Raw genomic sequence first — 17765 nt, 5'->3', positions numbered from 1 at the left:
AATTATGAATAAGCTATTCTTCACACTTATATTTATTATTTTCTTCAATTTTTCTAATGCGCAAACTTCTAAGAAAATAATTCAGAACGATTTGAAAGAACTATCAATTGATAGTTTAAAAAAAGGATTTTATCAATACCAAAAAACAAATCCTATTGTAGCAAAAGAATACTTACTCTCTCTTTTAAAAAAAGCATCCAATAAAAATACAGCGCTTAAAAAACATAAAATTCATTATCAATTAGCTAGTATTTTTAGCACATTAAGAAATAAAGACAGTGCTTTACATCACATAAATATAGCTATAAAAGAAGTCGAAAATGATGAAGAGCTTGTTTTCAATCATCTATATTTAAAAGGCAGTATTTATTATGAATTTGGAGATTATATACAAGCTATAGAATATTACACAAAGGTATATGACATAGCTAAAAAGAAAAATGATCTCTTTGCTCAAGCAAATGTTGCCAATGACATTGCGTTGATAAAAACACAAATTGGCGACAACGCAGATGCATTGAATTTGATCAAAAAAAGTATTCCTTTTTATGAAAATTTAGTAAAACAGGAAGATGGTGAAAAATATAGTGTCGCGTATATTAATTCACTCATGACAATAAGTGACATTTATACAAATCTATTCATAGACAAAGGGAAAAGTGAAAAAAAATATTTAGATTCTGCACATTACTACAATACTATTGCTATAGACAAAAGCTTGCACTACAATGATAATGAAGCATTTGCTATATCGTTAAGACTCAAAGGTATTATTCATCATGAAGAAGGAAACATTGAGCAATCAACCACCGATTTAATAAAAGCGGAAGATTTAATATATAATCTACACCTTCCGAATCGACTTTTAATCTTATACCTGTATAGAGGTAAAAACTATTATGTAAAAGGCAACTATGATAAAGCCATTACATACTTTACCAAAACAGATTCTTTAATAAAACAAACGAAAGCAGATTTTCCAGATTTACAAGAATTGTATATTCTGATGGCTAAGTCATATGAACAAAAAAGTGATTCAGAAAACGCTATTAAATACTTTAATTTATTCTATCAAAAAGATGCAAAAAATGATGATTTAAGTCAGCAAGGTCAAGAAAAGCTATATAAAAAATATGATGTAGTCGTTTTTAAAGACAAAATTGATTTGCTACAAAATAATCTTGAAGAGAAAAAATACAACCATGGAATTATAGTTTTTTCCTTACTATTCATCATCATAATTATTATTGGCTATTACAAAAGAAGACAATCACAAAATAGCAAACAATTTCAACTAATTGTAGAAGAATTAAAAAATCCAAAAGATAAAAAATCGTCTTCTAAAGAGATCAACATCAGTAAAGAAAATGTTTTAAAAATTTTACAAGGATTAGATAGTTTTGAAAAGAATGAACAATTTCTAAAAAAGAATTGTTCTTTAAACTTTGTAGCTAACAAAACGAATACAAATAGTACATATTTATCAAAAGTGATTCAAATTCACAAGCAAAAAAAGTTTATCCAATACATTACGGATCTTCGCATTGACTACGCTTTGGAAAAACTCCAAACTGATAAAAAATTTAGAGCGTATAATATCAAATCAATCGCTTCTGAATTAGGGTATAACTCTGCAGAATCATTCTCCAAAGATTTTAAAAGACGTACCAAACTGTATCCTTCATATTACATAAAAAAGCTAAACGAGACAGCATCATAATACTGCAAAATAGTGCTCTAAATCTAACAATTTCGACTATAAAGGCTTGAATTCAGAGAAGTAGACTTCTATATTAGCCAAAAAATAAATATTTAGACACATGAAAAAATTAACGTTAAAAAAAATTCAAATTGCAGCAATTGGAAATGTGCATCAAATCATTGGTAAATCAGAAAATTCTAATACTGATACAATTTGTGATAACACAGGTAACAACTCTATAACTTGCCTAACAAACTGTGAAGGTTGTAATAATACTACAAATATATTTAGTCCTTGCACAGCTACTACACCTGGTGCAACTAGACAAAATGGAAGTGCTAAAACAAAAGAATCAAATTGCTTAATTTAGGAATGACATGCTACGTTTACAGTAAAAAAGAATTTAAAAGCCTTAACGTTTGTTTAAATAAACGTTAAGGCTTTTTCATTCAATCTCATGTCTACCTTTTAGATTGGCAACATTAATAATTTCCTAGATTGTATCCGAACAACCCACATCATAAGTATCATCACGAGGTCCAAGTGGGCAATCAACAGGAACAACAAAAGAGCCTAATCCACACATTTCCGTTTTTCCTTCTCCTCCAAAAACAGAGAAAGAATTTACAATTGATTTATTCAACTTAAGCGATTTAAAATTCTTTTTTTTCATCTTTTTAATATTTTAATAGATTAATATGCATCGAAGGTATAGCACTACACAGCGTCAAAAAAACACCTATAATCGGCATTCAACAATTTCGACTCTTAATTATTGAATTTCAGACTATAAAACTCCTGCTAGTTTTCATCAAAAACACTGTGTTTATATTTACTTTTTTATGCTTGAAAGAAAAATTATTTTATCACTATTTCCTTTATCTGTAACAAGAAACAAAAATTAGCTACTTATAAAGTATCTTAGCAAGAGATACCTTATTTTTGTTAAAAAGGTGAATTTTTATAACGAATGGAAAAATTAAAACGATCTGAATTATTTGGCGCAGCCTTAGTACCTGTTACAGGCGCTCTAGTAGAACGCTATAATAAATGTCTTTCTTTTATTGGAACCGCACCCACACAATTGCGCAGTTTTCATATTGACGCAATGGGTTGGAGCCCAGAAATTGCCGATGAAAAAGATGACTTTCTGTATTTGAATTCTGGTGAAGCCAATCCGAACGCCATTATTCTTTCGCCAAAGCAAAACGAAAAACCTGCGTATTCTCCTTTTCATAGTTTTGATAGAGAAATTATGACCTTAGTGTTTAAAGAACATAAAGATGCGATTAAAGATATTACGCGTGATGCAGCTATTTGTGTCGATTTAGATCAATTCATAGATGCGTTTTACGAACCAGAAGATTTATTAAAGTACAATCAAATTACGATTGATTTTAGTGTAGTTGACGATTTATACAGCGTACAAAAAAAACAATTACAACTCGTCGAAGAATTTCATCAAGGCGATAACTTTTTAGATGAAAAATTACATTTAAAAATTTTGGCTTCCGCCAGAAAGCACGGCGATTTGCGATCGCGAACGCTACACATGGAAAGCATTGATTACAAAACAAGTTCATTTTATACAAGAGCATTTGGTGGCGTATTTGTGTTTAGAAGAAAAGGAAGCGGGAAAAACATTTTAATTTTTGAATCAAAAGAACAAGCCGAAAAAGTGAAAACTTCTAGCAAAACACACGCTTTTCATATTGAAGATGGACGTTTTTATAGTGCCTTAGCTTCAGAAAAAATGATTGTTCTCGATCCGGAACACAGTGTTGCTTCTGGCTATTACGAACGTGTACAAAAAATTATTTTTTCAACACATATAAAAGATGCAACACATTCATTAAATGAAATTTTAGAAAATTCAAATGTATACAAACGCTATTTGAATCGTTTAACCGCTGATGCGCGAAAGCAAGTTCAAATTTTAGATCGCTTACAAGCAAATGCTAAAAAAGCAAATGCCTTAGATATTGAAGGTGGATTAACGCCCGAAGTGTTGGCATGTATACAAATTCCAACACCAGAATTACCGATGGAAGAACAAGAACTCGTTTGGAAATTGATTGTAAAAACATCAGCATATAAAGATCCGCTTTTCTTATATTGGTATGACAAAGAAACATTTTACACAGAATATACCGCTTGGGACACATCATATCAGGATTGGGTCATCAAATTAATTAAACAAAACACCTGGAACTCATGATCACATTTGACATCATCATATTTATATCGAGCATTGTTTTTGGAATTGCCATGTATTGGCTCGAAGCTAAAAATAATTGGTTTTATAGAGCAATCAATAAAATTACACATTCAGAAGAATTACAAATGAAGCCGACAAGCAGAAAAGGTTTTTTTGTACAACAGGAATTTATTCCAAGACTGATTTATGTGAATATACTATTTATCATTGTTGTACTCGTTTTTCTTTTACTTCCTTTTGGTCCTAGAATAGAATATTTTGTTTCTGGAGTAATCGGAACAATGATTGGAATTTATATTGCAAATCTTGTGGTGGATGTAAAAGACAAATCTGAAGAAATTATTGACAAAGTTGTCGATACGAGCAAAGATATTATTGACGATATTAAAACAAAAGGACAAGAAGCTGCCGCTAGTTTTTCGAAAGAAGAAACAACTACGGAGGAAACTTCAACCGACCCTGAAACGCCTAAGAAAAGCGGTAGAGAACGTTTAAAAGATAAAGGATTATTATAAAATAAGAACTATGTTAAAAAGATTTTGGAACCGTGGAGCAAAACAAAAAATTATTCTAATTATAATAGGATTGATTGTTTTTAGTGCACTTTTTATTTTGAGAGATGATTACCAGCCGTTTTTACTCTTTTTAAGAAAGTACTTGTTTGTTTTATTATTATTTGTAGTCATTATTTATTTCGGAATACGATCGTTTCGGAAAGCTGCAAACGTGATGAAAAAGATATTCAAAGGAATACTTACATTGGCATCTATTGCGCTGATTTATGTATTGTTTTGGAATGTTGGCATGTATGAATATATACAAACGTACAATGTGTTTAATGACATGAATCTTCAAGAAATTTCAAAGTTACCTTTGAGTCGAAACGAACGTATTCAACCGTACAATAATATCAAAACAATGGCGTACGAATCTATTTCTGAAACACAGGAAGTTTCGGCTCCACAGTTGGTTCGTGTAGACGATCGCAATCAGTGGACAATGGCAGTACAACCTTCTCAGGAATATTTTATTCAACGTACGAATGATAATATTGAAGAGTTATTCTCGGTTTCGAGTACATCGCCTTCTCCTCGCTTTGCGAACGAGAATCGAATTTCCGCAGTGTTTTCCATTGGTGAATCGTTAGCATTTAGTAGAAATACGTATAATGCCGTTGTACAACGTTTCAATCCTTGGCAATTGTTTAATTATGAGCCGCATGAAGCGTATTATATGAAGAATGATGCTGGAAATTGGGTTCAGGTTGTGAGTTTGATTAGATGGAAAGGATTCTTTTTCCCATATCCAACATTTGGTGGCGTGATGGTTTTAGAAACAGGAGATCATAATGATTATTTTGAGCGTTTGTTGATTGGAAAAGGAACTTTTATTTCGGCAGAAGATGTTCAAAAATATCCATACTTAACACGACAAAATACACTCTCTGAAAAAGTATCACGCTTGCAAGCAAAATCGATGATGTTTTTAGGCGGATTTACAGATCCATTGCCATGGAATAAGAAAACTGCTGTGAAAATTCCCGATTTAATCGAAGATCAAAATCAACAACCATTTGTCACCGATTTCAAGTTTACAGGTGCTGTGAATAATGCTTATGACGGTTTGTATCATTGGTTTGGTTTGGAACCTATTGGCGATAAACGAACAGGTTTATCCATCAGTGTTTTTATTCCAGCTGATGGAAGTCAAGGTGTATACTATTATAATCATGCAAGTCGAAAAGAAGGTTTGGCAGGTGTTTCGGCAATGCCAGCAAAAGTGATGGAATCTAAAAAGGAATACGATTGGACCGTGAATAAACCTGTAGAATTTAGACCGTTTATACGCGATATTGCTGGAAAAAGACGTTTATTTATGTTGAGTACAATTGCCGCAAAACGTGCAAATAGCGATCAGTTTGATGGTGGTTCTACACCCGATTTAGCCTTGGTTGATGTTTCGTATAAAGATGTGGTTTGGATTGATGCCAAACATCCATCACAATGGAATACGCAAATTTTAAATCAATTAGGTGAAACATGGCAAGCTTCTGAAAATTTATCGAAAGAAGTAATATATACTGAAGAAGAGCGCTTGCGACAAGAGTTCATAAAAGATAGTATTACTAATGAGCTTAAACAATTAATTGAAAAAATTGATAATCAATAGAAATTTAATAATCATTTACGTATTGCTAAGTTTAGTAGAATATCATACTGTAAAAGATTCCACAACAATTCAGAAAGATAGTATTGTAAAGGATTCTTTATAAAACATAAATATTGACAGATAAGGAAAGAAAGCGGTTGTAAAAAACCGCTTTCTTTGTATTCTCAAAGTCATTTATTGACACTCAAAACAAACACTTGCGCAGTTAGTTTGTTGTACTGTTATTGCTCTAGATACATCTACGGGAATCCGTGTTGTTGGCGGAATTCGGATTGTGTCTATAGGAGGTTGAGGCAACTCTGTTGGACGTCCATTTTTTACTCCTCCATATACAATTGTCGGATTTATTTTAGAAATTGTTTCCTTTGTTAAGACTAAGTTTTTTAAATTCTTTTTTTTCATGATTATAAAGTTTAAGATTATTAATGCTGCTAAATAACATCGAAAAAACAGTAGAAAAAAAAAGGCTTTTTGAGGATTTATAAAACGTCAAGAAGCATTTTGACTTAAAACCACAATTGCTCAGTATGGATTATAAAATTATAAGTAAAAGCTACCAAGCAACAATTACCTTCTACCAAGTACAAGCACAAAACGCGATTTAAAGAAGCTTTATAAATTAAACTTAAGTACAAACATAATATTAGATCGATTAATGAAAGAAGGTATAAAATTAGCTTTCACAGGCATACCATTTATTACTTAAATTTACTGTACGATTTATAAGGTTTTATGTGTATTTCTAACATAATAAAAAAGGATTCCGTACGGAATCCTTTCTCATTTTTATTGTATAACTGTGTGCTATTAAATTTCTCTAGTAATTATCTATGAGCAATTGGATCTGGGTTTCCATCTGGATCTCCATTTACAAAACCACTCGTTGAAACATTACCCCAAATTAACAAACCTGCCATGTGAGGAGATGCCATTGATGTTCCGCTTATTGTACTATAACCAGCGCCTTTCCAGCATGATTTAACAGCTACTCCAGGTGCACAATAATCAACTGGTGGCTCGCCGTAATTTGAAAAAGAAGCAAAATTGTCATTTATATCCATAGCAGATACTGTATAAATATTAGCCCCATTAACTCTTGCAGGTGATGGACTAGGTCCCGTTGCTGCATTTGCCCCATCATTTCCAGCGGCTAAAGCAAATTCAATTCCTAAATTTGATGCATTGATAACTGCTTGATCAATGGAAGGATTTGCAGGATACCCTAAACTCATGTTTGCCACATCTCCTGCTTGCGCATTTGCAGCTACATAATCAACTCCTGAAACACACCAAGAAGCAGCTCCAGAACCTCTTCTGTCTACTACTCTTACTGCTACTACATTTACTCCAGCTGCAACTCCTACAACACCAATACTGTTATCAATTGCTCCAATAGTTCCTGCTACATGAGTACCATGTCCATGTTGGTCATCCGGAGAAGATCCGCCACCACTAGTAACATAAGAGGCACTTCTTGCCGCATCGACATTAAGATCTGGATGATCTAAATCAATTCCAGAATCTATCACCCAAGCAGTTTTGCTTCCTGTATAGACTTGTCCTCCACCTACACGCGTAATGCCATAGGGAACTTCTTGTGCTGCGTTTCCACCACCATTTCCAACGCCTGCTGGTTTAGCTTTTATTGCGGGAAAATTTTGCACTACATAATAATCCTGTTCAATTGATGAAACTCTTGGATCATTTTTCAATACTTTTAATTGAGCATCATTTAGTTTCGCTGTAAAACCTTCAAGTGCAAATCCATAAGCATTTATAATACTTGATTTTTCTAATTTGGCATTTGAAAATTTTTCAATACTTTGAGACATGAAAGACTTTTTAGCGCTCTCATAATTAACAATCCCTTTACCATTTGTCGCTTTATTAAAAACTCCATTATTTAGTATAACAATATATTGTCCTTTTATAGGAGAACTTTCTGTTTGGGTAAAAGTTGCTGAAATGGCGATGTTTTTATTTAGAATACTTGACTCCTCATTTGAGTTTTCGATAGTCTCAGTTTGACAACCGATGATAGCTAAACTAGCTATTGCTAAAAATTTCAAAAAATGTTTTTTCATGATTTATAAATATTTGTTTTGGTTATTATGTTAGCATTCAATATTTGATAATAGTTTTTATCAAACTTAAAATCGCAATAAAGAATGCTTCCATTTGATTAAGTTAATAATACAGCTAAGTAACATTGAAAAAATAGATATAAAAAAAAGGCTTCTTGAGGATTTATAAAATGTCAAGCTTCTTTGATTCAAAAACAGTAATTACATGCTCAGATAATCCAACTTAAATTTTGGTATGTAATCCAATATTTCTACTTTGCATGGAAACCCTTGATTTTTTCATAATGAAAAATAGTACTGCTTTATGTTTATACAAGTATATATGCATCCTATTTTTATGTGTTCCTTTATTCATTTACGCGCAAGAACAACAACTAGAGTTGAAACAGTTTTCTTTTCATCAACTTGATTCATTATTCGAGCTTACCAAAAATAGCGATCTTCTAAAAACAGAGATGTATGCACAAAAAATGCTCTCAAAAGCCCAAGAAAGTAACGATTTAGATAAAATTACTATAGCTTATTATAACTTATCATCTACATATATAAGACAAGGGGAAAAAGCTAAATTTAAAGAAGCTATTGATAAACTTGAATACTATGCCCTAAAAGCAAAAGATACTTATATGTTAGCCAATTGTTTTAATTTTAAAGGAAACATGGCGTACAGCGAAGGAGCGTTAGAGCGTGCATTTTCGCATTATAAAAAAGTCTTAGAACTTACTAAAAACTCCGATGATACATATATGTCTTTGGTTGCTTTAAACAATATTGCATTAATTAAAAAAGAGCTGCAAAATCCTTATGAAGCATTAAAAGATGTACAAACTGCTTTACATAGTTACAGGAAAGAAAATGATTTTTATAGTGAAATTAGTGCACTGCATCTTATTGGAGAATTGCATTTGGATATCTATAAATCAAATTCAAACCCGTTGTATTTAGATTCTGTGAAAACATATATTGATTCAGGCTTAAAAAAGAGTCAACAACATAATGACAAAGAAGGTTCTTTTTTATTTTTAAGCACATTAGGGCAATGGTATCAAAAAACAAAACAATATGAAAATGCATTAAGCACATTTCAAGAAGTATTAGTTTATTTTGAAAAAAATAATGATCGTAAATGGACAATACTTTTACACCTCTATTTAGGAAGATTGTATGATGAATTAAAAGACTACAATACAGTTATAGAAATTTTAGAAAAAGCGAATACATTGATCGCTGATGAAGATTTTTATTTTAATGATGCTCCAGAAATCTATCTTTTATTAGCAAAGAATTATTCATACATCAATGATCAAGAGAAAGCAGAGGTCAATTTTGAAAAGTTTAAAAAGTTTAGTGGTAAAATTCAGCAAGACAATCAAAAATTATATGCAAAACTTCACGAAACTTATGATGTAAAAATTCTTGAAAAGAAGATTTTCCAGCTGGAGACTAAAGCAACACGCAATCTATACACAACAATTTTTATTACCATATTTAGTATTCTATTTTTTGGGTACATTGCTATATTCTATTATAAGAAGAATCGTCATAATAGTAAAAAATTGTCTGAGATTTTAGAAAAAATAAAAAAGGAAGAAGCTCCTAAATTTACTTCCACTATCAACTTGACTAAAATAGAAGATCAAGAGGTTAAACGTATTTTAACGGCACTAGATGAATTAGAAAAAACAGAGCATTTTCTTTCCACAAGTTGTACTTTGAACTCAGTTGCTAAAGAAATTGAGACGAATACTTCATATCTTTCTAAAATTGTGAATACCTATAAAAAGAAGTCGTTTGCTAATTATCTTAATGAATATCGAATCAATAAAGTTTTGGTAAAATTGAAAATTGAAAAAGACTACCAACAATATACACTTAAATATATTGCAGAGCAATTTGGTTTTAGTAGACATGAAACATTTAGTAGGGTTTTTAAAAAGCAAACAGGAATCTCTCCTTCCTATTATTTAAAGAAATTAAAGAATGACGATTTATAAATCGTCAAATTTATTTTTGCTTTTTAAAGCAAGAATACTATAGATTTACATCCATAATTAAACATATACAAGTATTATGAAGAAACTACATCTTATAAAGGAAACTATTTCAAAACTGGGAAATTTAGAACATATTAAAGCTGGTGAAAGACAACATCCAACAGTAACTAACACTAATACATCTTACACTCCGGCAACAACCAACACTCTCTATGTATCATGCCCAGTAACATCAGGAAGACCTGTTGAAGGTAGAAAAACTAAAGGATAGACTCTATTTTGTAATCCAAAACGGTTAACTGAACAGCTATTTAATTAGAGCTAATGTTGCTTTTTTTAATGTAACGGAATAGTCATCACCACTTCTGTTCCGATCGCAGTATTGTTTTGATCTTTTAAATCTAGAAATTCTACGGAGAAACTGTTTTTGAAATTTTTCACAAAATTAGCAAGCCTATTTCTTGTCAACGCAATTCCAATAGATTTTCGTTTTATAATTTTATCATCGGTAATTTTCTTTGCTGCTTCTCTACCAATTCCATTATCTGCAATTGCAATTGTCACAAAGTTTTTTTCAGTACTTGTTACAGAAAGTTTAATGTTTTTTTGTCCTTTTTTAGAAGACAATCCATGCCAAAGTGCGTTTTCTAAGAATGGTTGTAATATCAACGAAGGAATTTTTACCTGATCAAGATTAATATCATTATCTACAAAAACTTCAAAGTTAATTTCGTTAGAAAAACGAATGTTTTCAATACTCATATACAAATCCATCGTTTCCAATTCGTCGCCAAGCGAAACTACTTTTACACGAGAAGCGTCTAATATTTTACGAATGAGTTTGGCAAATTTGTTTAAGTAATGGACTGCATTTTTTTGCTCATTTGCAATGATGTATTGCTTGATTGAGTTCAACGAATTAAACACAAAATGCGGATTCATTTGACTTCGTAGCATGTCTTGTTCTAATGTTAAAATCTTTTTTTCATTGTTTAATAAACGTTGTCGGTATAAAATGTAAATCATAATCGCCAAAAACGCCAACACGATACTACTCGTAATCCAAATACTTTTATTTCTTTTCAGCGTAAGCTTTACATTTTCGTTTTCTTTTTCAAGGTTTTCAATTTGTAAATTGAATTTTTCCTTATCATATTTTATAATAAGATCATTCACATACTTGAAATTCTTCTCGTTTGTTATTTCTTCATTCAATGCATACGATTGCTTCTGAAAATTTAATGCTTTTTCAAACTCTTTTTCCTTTTCAGCAAGATTGGCTAAATGGGTATAACTTTCAGCTATTGAACTTTTTAAATTGTATTCTTTAGAAATTGCTAAACCTTCGTTTAAATATTTTTTTGCTTGCTGGTTATTGTCCATCTCCAAATATGCCCAACCTAAGTTGATATATACATCTGACAAGTGAAATTTATCACGCAATCCTTTTGCCCTTTCCAATGTAGAGGAAATAATATTAATGGCTTCTTTGTATTTTTTCTGTTTAATATAAATTCGACCAATCGTATTATTACAAATTACACGCCCCAAATCAGAATCGATTGCATTATTATAGCGCAATGATTCTTTATAATCAATTAACGCGCCTTCTAAATCGCCCGTAGCTTCTTTTGCATATCCTATATTGTGATAATTAATTGCTAAGCCCAATTTATTACCTACACTTTCTTCAATTTTCATTGACTTTGTAAAGCGTTGTACTGCCAAGTCGTATTGTTCTAACACTAAGAAAATATTTCCCATACTATTTAGAGAAACGGCAATACTTCTTTTTACGGATTCGGTACGTTCTTCAATGGTTTCAGCGAGCGCTAATGCTTCTTGATGGTAATCTAAAGCGGTGCGAATATCATCTATTCGTCTATACACAACGCCTAACATGTTTAAAGAGTTTACACGTAATTCTTTATCATCTGCTTCTTTTGCTTTCTCTAACGCTCTATTATGATATAAAATCGCTTTGTCGTACTGAGACGTATTTCGACAGTAAATACCGATCGCATTTAACGCATAACTTTCTCCATGTAAGTATTGATTTTTTTCGTAAAGATTGACTAAATATTGAAGTTGTAGAGAGTCTCTATTGTATTTTTTTAGTTTTTGATTGATCTCAAAATACGCTGTAGGTTTTGCTTCCAAAAGTGCGTTTGCTTCTTTCACAAAAACACTATCAATCGTTTGTGAAAAGCTAATAGAAGTAAAAAAGAGGGTAAGAATGAGTAGGATATCATTCTTAAATAAATTACACATACATTTTGGGTTTTCTTATAATTTTTCTAGAAAAGCTGCCTTTCGCTGTCTAGAAATTGGAATTTTATGGTTGGAAACTAAAATTACATATCCATCAGATTTTATAAATTCCTTTATTTTATCTAGGTTGACAATGTATGAATTGTGAATTCTGAAAAAACGCTCATCGGGCAACATGGCATTTACTTCTTTTAATTTCTTGGTAAGCACTATTTTTTTTGAATTGGTTAAATATAGGGTACTATAATTTCCATCAGATTCAGCAAATAGTAAATCTTCTAAATCGAGAAAAATTAATTTTCCGTCTGTATTGATGGTAATTCGTTTCTTGTTGAATCTACTGTTGTAATCCGATAAAATACGCTCAAACTTTTCGGTAGATACATCATTGCGAGAAATGTATTTTTTTATTTTGGAGATCGCCACTTTTAAATCATCCATATCAATAGGCTTCAATAAATAATCGATTGCTTCTTCCTTTAATGCTTTCATCGCATATTCGTTATAAGCCGTTGTAATAACGACTGCAAAATCTTTTGATTTCAACCGATTTAAAAACTGGAAACCGTCCATTGTTGGCATTTCAATATCTAAAAAGACACAGTCACATGATGCTTTTTCAATATACAATAAGGCTTCTTCAGGATCGGTAAACGTTGCTAGAATTTCTATTTCATCGCTAAAGTTTTCCAATTCCCAAGACAAGCTTTCTAAAGCTTTAGGTTCGTCGTCGATTAAAATTGCTCTTAACATGAGATTTTGGGTTTTATACTATAAAGGTAAACTTTTAGGCTTACATTTATACAGTGTTCGTATCGTTGGTGCAAAAATGTGTATATGCGGTTTGGTTTTATAAATGGTTAACAAACAAGGGGATTTTCACCCTTTTCAGTCAAAAACAATCTATACAACATTTGATTCCATTTATACAAAAACTGCACTAATCTTATTCTTGTTCAGGTATATTTGAAATGTAAAAAAAGTTTCACCCAAATCTTTGATCACAAACTAGTCTATATTATATGTATGGCTAATAATTATTAACTAGAGTACAATTTATCAAATTAACTAAATAATCAAAATCAAAGTAATGAAAAAAATTACACTAATTCTAATGCTAATTTGCTTTGCCTTTTCAACAAAAGCAAACAATATCAGAGTGAGCAACATTTCACTAGAAAACTTAAATGACATTTCAAATTGGGTACACGTTGAGTTCGACTTGGCTTGGGACAATTCATGGAGAATCAGTTCAGGACCATCCAATTGGGATGCTGCTTGGGTATTTATCAAATATCGTGTAAATAATGGTACATGGACACATGGAATCATCAGTCAGGCAAACTCTGTTGCTTCTACAGGATCTACCTTAGATGTAACTTCTGATGGAATCGGAGCATTTATTTATAGAGATTCTGACGGAAGCGGAAACGTAAACTTCCAAAATATGCAAATTCGTTGGAACTTTGGATCTACGGACACAAATGACATTATAGACATTCAGGTATTTGCTGTGGAAATGGTATATGTACCATCAGGATCTTTTTATGTAGGTGGAACTACTGGAGATGAAGCAAACAAATTCCATTCAGGTGGTTTTTCTACATCATCATCATTTCGAGTTACTTCTGAAAATGCATTAACAATCGCAAATACTTCAGGAAATTTATACTATACAGCAACCAACGCTAACGGTGGAGACCAAACAGGTGTTTTATCAGCTTCATACCCAAAAGGATTCAATGATTTTTATTCGATGAAATATGAAGTCACCGAAGGGCAATGGCTAGCTTTCTTTAATAGTTTAACAGAAAATCAAAAAACAAATAGAGATGTTACTGATGCAACACATAAAAATAGTGATGCAGTCGTAAGTAGGAATACAATTGCATGGACAGGCGGCACCGCAAGTGCTACAACAACAGCTCCAGATAGGGCAGTGAGTTATTTAGATATTGCAGATATGAATGCCTATATGGACTGGACAGGAATGCGCCCGTTGAGCGAACTAGAATACGAAAAAGCATGTAGAGGACCTATTTTACCTAAACCAGGAGAATTTGCTTGGGGAAGTGCTAATATTGCCTCTAATGATTACACATTGGTAAATTCAGGATTCTCAAGTGAACGAATCACAAATCCAGAAACAAATACAGGAAATGCATTATATAGTATTACAAATGGTACAATTAGTGGTCCTGTTAGAAATGGAATTTTTGCTGCAAGTGCTGTAAATAATAACAGAGAAGAAACTGGAGGAAGTTATTACGGAGTCATGGAAATGTCTGGTAACTTATACGAAAGAGTGGTAACCGTAGGAACTGCGCAAGGAAGAAACTTTACTGGATTACATGGTAACGGAATTATAAGTTCAACTACTGGAAATGGTACGGTATCAAACTGGCCAAATAATACAACAGGTGACGGATATAGTTTCCGTGGTGGAAGTTGGTTAAATGGTGCTGATTTTATTAGAGTTTCTGATAGATTTGATGGAGCTTCGTTAATTGCTGGAGGAAACAATCGCCTTGGATTTAGAGGAGCAAGAACAGCACCTTAATATATAAAAAAGATGAAAAAAAGATTTTTAATCTTATCTTTTATACTATTCCAATGTACACAGGTATTTGCTCAATATGAAGGTGGAAACGCTGATGGTCATGATGTTGAAGCAAGACTTAATACTACGTTAGATAATATTTCTCTAGTCATCCTATACCGAGGCGGTAATGGTGACGGACATGATGTTGAGAATTTACTCAGTACCACGTTGGAGAATATATCTTTAACAGTATTGTACGAAGGTCGAAATGGTGACGGACATGACGTTGAAGGTTTATTCAGTACGACATTGGATAACATTTCACTAGCAGTATTGTACGAAGGTGGAAATGGCGACGGACATGACGTTGAAGGTTTATTCAGTACGACATTGGATAATATTTCGCTAGCAGTATTGTACGAAGGCGGAAATGGCGATGGATTTGATGTTGAAAGTTTACTAAACACAACATTAGATAATATTTCGCTGGCAGTATTGTACGAAGGTGGAAATGGTGACGGACATGATGTGGAAACCTTACTCAACACAACATTAGACAATATTTCTTTAGTAGTATTGTATGAAGGTGGAAATGGTGACGGATTTTCTTCAAATCAAGAAAATGTATTCCTTGATCCAAATCAAGTTGTAGACTTGAGATTGCAAATAAAAGTATTTTTACAAGGACCACTATTAGATCCTGTAAATGCTGGTCTAATGAATGATAACTTACGTGTTGGAAACATAATTCCTAAGGTAAGTCCTTATGACGCTGGTGATGTAATTTCAAATTCTAATGTATTCAATAACGGAGGAATTTCAGGATCTGGATTAACTCAAAATAACATTGTAGATTGGGTATGGATCGAAATTAGAAGTGGTTCAGACGCTACAATTGTTGTCGGTGATACTTCTGCCTTACTTCAACGCGATGGCGATGTTGTAGCTATAGATGGAACATCTGATGTAATAGTACGTGGATTGACAGGAGAATATTATATAGTTGTAAAACACAGAAATCATTTATCTGCTATGACAGCTAATAAAATTCCTTTATCTGTAACTCCTACTAGTGTTGATTATAGCAACAACGCAACTGGCTTTTTTGGAACCAATCCACAGGTGCAATTATCTAATGGAAGTATGGCACTATGGGCTGGAAATGTAAATGGAGATATTGTAGTTCAATATACTGGAGCAACTCCTGATACCACTGGTGTGTTGTCAGAAGTATTAAACAATCCAGGGAACTTTTTAAATTTTCCAACATATATTGTAACTGGATATAATGTACATGACGTTGACATGGATGGAAACACACAGTACACTGGAACAATGCCAGATACGCCGTTCATTTTACAAAATGTATTAGCACATCCAGGAAATTTCCTTAACTTTAGTACATATCAAATTCAAGAACAATTACCAGAAAATTAAACTCATGAAAAAAATTAATATTTTAATAGTCTCGTTTATTTTCCTTCTAGCTGGACAACTAAAAGCTCAGGATGGATACACCTACACATTGATACATAATAGTAGTTATAGCTTTTCAATACAAGCTGTGCCAAATGCAAGTGCTAACAACTTTGCTACTTCTGTACAGAGTTATGGGTTTACAATTATAGTACCAGATGGTGTAACTATTGATACAGGATCAGCAACTTCATTAGGAGGAGCTGCGGGTGCAACATTCTTTGATGGAACTAACGTAGCACAACCAACTATTGATGGATACTTAGTTACAGAAACTTTAGGAAGTCCTGCAACATTATCTGCGCCTTCAGCAGCAACAAACTCTACTGTATACACCTTTACGGTGAATGGAACTCCAACGATGGGAACCATATATATATTAGAAAATAATTCTGCATTAGCAAATACAGTAACGCCCTTAAAATCCTTCATGCAAGCTGATATGATTGATAATGGAATGGCAGAATTTGTAAATGTAGTAGATCCCAATGCGGCAGCTGTTACAGCACCATCTTCATTCAATTTAGCAACGTTATCTATTGAAGAAGAAAACATACTATCACAATTATCATTATATCCGAATCCAGCAAAAGATATTGTAAAAATTGAATTGCCAGCAGGAATAGAAGATATTAAAATTGAAGTATTCGATAATGCAGGGAAGCAAATTGCAATGCAATTATCACCTGAAAACACAATTGATGTAAGTAATATTGCATCAGGTTTATATCTAATTACAATAACGTCAGACGATATAAAAACTACTAAAAAGCTTATTGTAGAGTAAATTGTAATAAGCTTCTATTTTTTGTTTCACAAAAACCTCTTAGTTTTCACAACTAAGAGGTTTTTTATTTCTATCTATAAATTAATCGCTATCTCTAGCTTGGTTTAATGTATCAATTAACGGTTAATATATTTCCTAATTGATTATATACTACCATATTTATTTATTACCTATAACGTTACCTGAATAACATATCCTATACACTACATGATTAAAACAATAAATGTTCTAATTAAATATTCTTACGTTGAATCAATTTCTTAAACTATTAACGTGAGTTTGACATAACAAACTGCTACTATAAACCACTGAGTATAATAAAATAAATTCTTTCTATTAAACATACTAATGTAAATGAACCTATATCAACCTCTAATTAGCTGAGTATTTTAGGTTTAGATTTTAGGCATAAAAAAACCCTTACCTGTTGGGGTAAGGGTTTTAAAAAAAGGCGGCGACATACTCTCCCACATTTCTGCAGTACCATCTGCGCTAATGGGCTTAACTTCTCTGTTCGGAATG

At 32.2% G+C, this 17765-nt stretch carries 15 protein-coding genes and 1 rRNA gene; 10 read left to right on the top strand and 6 right to left on the bottom strand.

All coding sequences use genetic code 11. The annotated features are described in order from the left end of the window. Positions 1-4: 4 nt before the first annotated feature. Positions 5-1720: a tetratricopeptide repeat protein gene (locus H2O64_RS13405; RefSeq protein ID WP_187562717.1), complete on the top strand. Its 1716-nt coding sequence runs from the start codon at positions 5-7 to the stop codon at positions 1718-1720. A gap of 100 nt (positions 1721-1820) precedes the next feature. Further along, complete coding sequence (locus tag H2O64_RS13400) at positions 1821-2072, top strand: hypothetical protein (protein WP_187562716.1); 252 nt, start codon at positions 1821-1823, stop codon at positions 2070-2072. Positions 2073-2195: 123 nt separating this feature from the next. On the opposite strand, the gene H2O64_RS13395 is transcribed toward H2O64_RS13400, so the two are convergent. Beyond that, positions 2196-2375 (bottom strand): hypothetical protein, encoded by a 180-nt coding sequence (locus H2O64_RS13395; protein ID WP_187562715.1) that lies wholly within the window; start codon positions 2373-2375, stop codon positions 2196-2198. A gap of 297 nt (positions 2376-2672) precedes the next feature. On the opposite strand from H2O64_RS13395, the gene H2O64_RS13390 reads away from it, so the two are divergent. The 3 genes from H2O64_RS13390 to H2O64_RS13380 are packed head-to-tail and all read left to right on the top strand — an operon-like array spanning position 2673 to position 6089. Next, positions 2673-3920 (top strand): DUF6638 family protein, encoded by a 1248-nt coding sequence (locus tag H2O64_RS13390; protein ID WP_187562714.1) that lies wholly within the window; start codon positions 2673-2675, stop codon positions 3918-3920. Then, entirely contained in the window at positions 3917-4435 is a 519-nt protein-coding gene (locus tag H2O64_RS13385) for a hypothetical protein (RefSeq protein WP_187562713.1), read from the top strand. The genes H2O64_RS13390 and H2O64_RS13385 overlap by 4 nt, the downstream gene beginning before the upstream one ends. Positions 4436-4445: 10 nt before the next feature. Further along, positions 4446-6089, top strand: a complete 1644-nt coding sequence (locus tag H2O64_RS13380) for a hypothetical protein (RefSeq protein ID WP_187562937.1) — start codon at positions 4446-4448, stop codon at positions 6087-6089. 174 nt (positions 6090-6263) lie between these two features. Here H2O64_RS13380 and H2O64_RS13375 read toward each other — a convergent pair whose 3' ends face one another. Next, on the bottom strand, positions 6264-6491 hold the full coding sequence (locus tag H2O64_RS13375; protein ID WP_187562712.1) for a hypothetical protein: 228 nt from the start codon (positions 6489-6491) through the stop codon (positions 6264-6266). A 422-nt stretch (positions 6492-6913) separates the two neighbouring features. Further along, on the bottom strand, positions 6914-8173 hold the full coding sequence (locus H2O64_RS13370; protein WP_187562711.1) for a S8 family serine peptidase: 1260 nt from the start codon (positions 8171-8173) through the stop codon (positions 6914-6916). Positions 8174-8457: 284 nt separating this feature from the next. On the opposite strand from H2O64_RS13370, the gene H2O64_RS13365 reads away from it, so the two are divergent. Together H2O64_RS13365 and H2O64_RS13360 are read left to right on the top strand one after the other, a co-directional pair. Then, a complete protein-coding gene (locus H2O64_RS13365; RefSeq protein ID WP_187562710.1) occupies positions 8458-10167 on the top strand; it encodes a helix-turn-helix domain-containing protein in 1710 nt (569 codons plus the stop codon). 76 nt (positions 10168-10243) lie between these two features. Then, positions 10244-10438: a hypothetical protein gene (locus H2O64_RS13360; protein ID WP_187562709.1), complete on the top strand. Its 195-nt coding sequence runs from the start codon at positions 10244-10246 to the stop codon at positions 10436-10438. A 65-nt stretch (positions 10439-10503) separates the two neighbouring features. Here H2O64_RS13360 and H2O64_RS13355 read toward each other — a convergent pair whose 3' ends face one another. Beyond that, the gene (locus H2O64_RS13355; protein WP_187562708.1) at positions 10504-12438 is read right to left on the bottom strand and encodes a tetratricopeptide repeat-containing sensor histidine kinase; all 1935 of its coding nucleotides are present in this window, start codon (positions 12436-12438) and stop codon (positions 10504-10506) included. Positions 12439-12453: 15 nt separating this feature from the next. Continuing rightward, positions 12454-13191, bottom strand: a complete 738-nt coding sequence (locus H2O64_RS13350; protein WP_187562707.1) for a LytR/AlgR family response regulator transcription factor — start codon at positions 13189-13191, stop codon at positions 12454-12456. A gap of 337 nt (positions 13192-13528) precedes the next feature. Here H2O64_RS13350 and H2O64_RS13345 point away from each other — a divergent pair, with 337 nt between their 5' ends. From H2O64_RS13345 to H2O64_RS13335, 3 genes are read left to right on the top strand one after another with little or no spacing between them, the layout of a single operon-like run. Continuing rightward, positions 13529-14998, top strand: coding sequence for a formylglycine-generating enzyme family protein (locus tag H2O64_RS13345; RefSeq protein WP_187562706.1), 1470 nt, complete (start codon positions 13529-13531; stop codon positions 14996-14998). A 12-nt stretch (positions 14999-15010) separates the two neighbouring features. After that, on the top strand, positions 15011-16417 hold the full coding sequence (locus H2O64_RS13340; protein WP_187562705.1) for a hypothetical protein: 1407 nt from the start codon (positions 15011-15013) through the stop codon (positions 16415-16417). Between the two features lie 4 nt (positions 16418-16421). Then, entirely contained in the window at positions 16422-17243 is an 822-nt protein-coding gene (locus tag H2O64_RS13335; protein ID WP_215907167.1) for a T9SS type A sorting domain-containing protein, read from the top strand. 446 nt (positions 17244-17689) lie between these two features. Here H2O64_RS13335 and rrf read toward each other — a convergent pair. Continuing rightward, positions 17690-17765 (bottom strand): 5S ribosomal RNA (rrf, locus tag H2O64_RS24400); the annotation flags it as partial.

It is taken from the genome of Kordia aestuariivivens (assembly GCF_014397005.1).
Taxonomy (GTDB): domain Bacteria; phylum Bacteroidota; class Bacteroidia; order Flavobacteriales; family Flavobacteriaceae; genus Kordia; species Kordia aestuariivivens.
The sequence above is the reverse complement of the archived record's forward strand: the minus strand, read 5'-3'. Positions and strand labels throughout refer to the sequence as shown.

What these genes read in the sequence shown, in the direction of transcription:
- H2O64_RS13375 (WP_187562712.1), bottom strand. Translation starts at nt 6,491, where the DNA reads ATGAAAAAAAAGAATTTAAAAAACTTAGTCTTAACAAAGGAAACAATT.
- H2O64_RS13340 (WP_187562705.1), top strand. Translation starts at nt 15,011, where the DNA reads ATGAAAAAAAGATTTTTAATCTTATCTTTTATACTATTCCAATGTACA.
- H2O64_RS13405 (WP_187562717.1), top strand. Translation starts at nt 5, where the DNA reads ATGAATAAGCTATTCTTCACACTTATATTTATTATTTTCTTCAATTTT.
- H2O64_RS13345 (WP_187562706.1), top strand. Translation starts at nt 13,529, where the DNA reads ATGAAAAAAATTACACTAATTCTAATGCTAATTTGCTTTGCCTTTTCA.
- H2O64_RS13385 (WP_187562713.1), top strand. Translation starts at nt 3,917, where the DNA reads ATGATCACATTTGACATCATCATATTTATATCGAGCATTGTTTTTGGA.
- H2O64_RS13365 (WP_187562710.1), top strand. Translation starts at nt 8,458, where the DNA reads ATGAAAAATAGTACTGCTTTATGTTTATACAAGTATATATGCATCCTA.
- H2O64_RS13350 (WP_187562707.1), bottom strand. Translation starts at nt 13,191, where the DNA reads ATGTTAAGAGCAATTTTAATCGACGACGAACCTAAAGCTTTAGAAAGC.
- H2O64_RS13355 (WP_187562708.1), bottom strand. Translation starts at nt 12,438, where the DNA reads ATGTGTAATTTATTTAAGAATGATATCCTACTCATTCTTACCCTCTTT.
- H2O64_RS13360 (WP_187562709.1), top strand. Translation starts at nt 10,244, where the DNA reads ATGAAGAAACTACATCTTATAAAGGAAACTATTTCAAAACTGGGAAAT.
- H2O64_RS13380 (WP_187562937.1), top strand. Translation starts at nt 4,446, where the DNA reads ATGTTAAAAAGATTTTGGAACCGTGGAGCAAAACAAAAAATTATTCTA.
- H2O64_RS13370 (WP_187562711.1), bottom strand. Translation starts at nt 8,173, where the DNA reads ATGAAAAAACATTTTTTGAAATTTTTAGCAATAGCTAGTTTAGCTATC.
- H2O64_RS13395 (WP_187562715.1), bottom strand. Translation starts at nt 2,375, where the DNA reads ATGAAAAAAAAGAATTTTAAATCGCTTAAGTTGAATAAATCAATTGTA.
- H2O64_RS13400 (WP_187562716.1), top strand. Translation starts at nt 1,821, where the DNA reads ATGAAAAAATTAACGTTAAAAAAAATTCAAATTGCAGCAATTGGAAAT.
- H2O64_RS13390 (WP_187562714.1), top strand. Translation starts at nt 2,673, where the DNA reads ATGGAAAAATTAAAACGATCTGAATTATTTGGCGCAGCCTTAGTACCT.
- H2O64_RS13335 (WP_215907167.1), top strand. Translation starts at nt 16,422, where the DNA reads ATGAAAAAAATTAATATTTTAATAGTCTCGTTTATTTTCCTTCTAGCT.